Annotated in this window: 2 protein-coding genes; both read right to left on the bottom strand. The window is 69.5% G+C overall.

Annotation, left to right across the window (positions count from 1 at the left end; genetic code table 11):
* Nucleotides 1-165 precede the first annotated feature (165 nt).
* Nucleotides 166-1,497, bottom strand: a complete 1,332-nt coding sequence (locus L2I40_RS22210) for a TRAP transporter large permease (RefSeq protein WP_237217478.1) — start codon at nucleotides 1,495-1,497, stop codon at nucleotides 166-168.
* Nucleotides 1,498-2,037, bottom strand: coding sequence for a TRAP transporter small permease (locus L2I40_RS22215; protein WP_237217480.1), 540 nt, complete (start codon nucleotides 2,035-2,037; stop codon nucleotides 1,498-1,500).
* Between the last annotated feature and the right edge of the window lie 127 nt (nucleotides 2,038-2,164).

The following is a 2,164-nucleotide window of genomic DNA, read 5'->3' on the forward strand; positions in this document are numbered from 1 at the left end:
TGGCGGTGCCCTCGCCGTCCAACAATCCGATGGGCGATCCGACCGGCGGCTCGGGCAGCGCGGTCCGCCCGGGATTCAACCAGAACCGCTGAGCGCGAAGGGGGTCCGCGGCACGGCCGCGGACCCTGCCCCGGCGCCGCGTGGCGGTTGGCCGGGCCCGCCGTGTCAGGCGCCGAACATCGTGTTCGGCAGGAAGGTCACGATGCCGGGGAAGAGGGTCACCAGGACCACCGCCAGCACCATCAGGCAGAAGAAGGGCAGCGTATTGCGCGTGACCGTCAGGATGTCCTTGCCTGTCAGTCCCTGCAGCACGAAGAGGTTGAATCCGACCGGCGGCGTGATCTGCGCCAACTCGACGACCAGCACGATGAAGATGCCGAACCAGATCAGGTCGAATCCGGTCGCGGCGATGATCGGCAGCACGACGGAGGCGGTGAGCACGATCATGCTGATGCCGTCGATGAAGCAGCCGAGCACGAGGTAGATCAGCGTCAGCACGAGGATGATGGTGAAAGGCGAGAAGCCCTGCGCGCCGACCCATTCGGCCATCGCGGCGGGGATGCCGGAATAGGCCATCGCCTTGGTCAGGAAGGCGGCGCCGGCGAGGATCAGGTTGATCATGCAGGACAGCCGCACCGCGCCCATCAGGCTGTCGGTGAAGCTCTTCCAGCTCAGCGTGCGCCCCCAGGCCGAAAGCGCGAGCGCGCCGACCACACCGAACACCGCGGCCTCGGTCGCCGTCGCCCAGCCGAAATAGATGCTGCCCATCACGAAGCCGATCAGCAGCACGACGGGGATCAGCTGACCCGAGGCGCGGAGCTTCTCGCGGAAGGGCATCGGCGGGTCGGCCGGCGGCGTCAGGCGCGGGTTCAGCAGCGACCAGATCGCGATGTAGCCGCTGAACAGCACCATCAGCATGAGGCCGGGGATGATGCCGGCGATGAAGAGGCGCACGATCGAGACCTCGGCCGCGACGCCGTAGACGATCATCACGATCGAGGGCGGGATCAGCAGGCCGAGCGTGCCGGCGCCGGCCAGGCTGCCGATCGCCATGGGAACGTGGTAGCCGCGCTGCGTCAGCGCGGGCAGCGACATCTTGCCGATCGTGGCGGAGGTCGCCGCGCTGCTGCCGGATACGGCGGCGAAGATGCCGCAGCCGATGACATTGACGTGCATGAGGCGGCCAGGAAGGCGCTGCACCCAGGGGGCGAGGCCCTTGAACATGTCCTCGGACAATCGCGTGCGGAACAGGATCTCGCCCATCCAGATGAAGAGCGGCAGGGCGGCGAGCGTCCAGGAGGCGAGCGCGCCCCAGACCGCCGAGCCCAGCACCTTCTCGGGCGGCATGGTCGGCATGCCGGGCATCAGCATCGGCAGCACGATCACGCCGACGAGGCCGGTGGCGAGCAGGCCGAGCCCGATCCAGACGCCGAAGGCGAGGATCGCGAAGAGGAAGCCGAGCAGGATCAGCCCGGCCTCGGTCTGGGCTAGATCCATCTAGAGTTCCTCGGCGGCGCGCTGGAGGGCGGATTGCTCGGCCGCGCGGCGGTAGGAGGGCGTGCCGCCCGTGAGATGCACGACGAGGTCGTCGAGCAGGGCGATGGCGAAGAGCGCGCATCCGGCGGCGACGGCGGCCTGCGGATACCAGAGGATCCAGGGCACCGTGCCCTGCGCGACGTCCTCGAACTGCCAGGAATCATAGGCGAGGTCGGCCATGGAGTAGGCGAGCATGGCGCAGAGCGCCGCGGTGAGCGTCAGCGCAATCGCCTCCATCGCGAAGCTCGGCGTGCCCTTCAGGTGGCCGATGATGAGGTCGACGCGAATATGCGCCCCGTGGCGGAAGGCGTAGGCGAGCGGCAGGAGCGCCGAGCCCGCGACCGCGAAGGCGGTGAGGTCGTCGGCGCCGGCGAGCGTCAGACCAAGGTAGCGGCCGACCACCTGCGCGGCGATGATGCCGCCGATGGCAGCGAGCGAGACGGCGCCTGCGATGCCGCCGAGCAGGTAGAGACCATCCAGGCCGCGTCGCAGCGCCCCCATCTCAGCCGCGTGCCTCGCGGTACTGCGCGAGCATGCGGCGCCCGTCCTCGCCGGCGCGCTGCGCCCATTCCTCGATCATGGTCTCGCCGGCGCGGCGGATGGCGGCAAGCAGCTCGGGGCTGGCGGC

Source organism: Falsiroseomonas oryziterrae (genome assembly GCF_021864505.1).
Lineage (GTDB): Bacteria > Pseudomonadota > Alphaproteobacteria > Acetobacterales > Acetobacteraceae > Falsiroseomonas > Falsiroseomonas oryziterrae.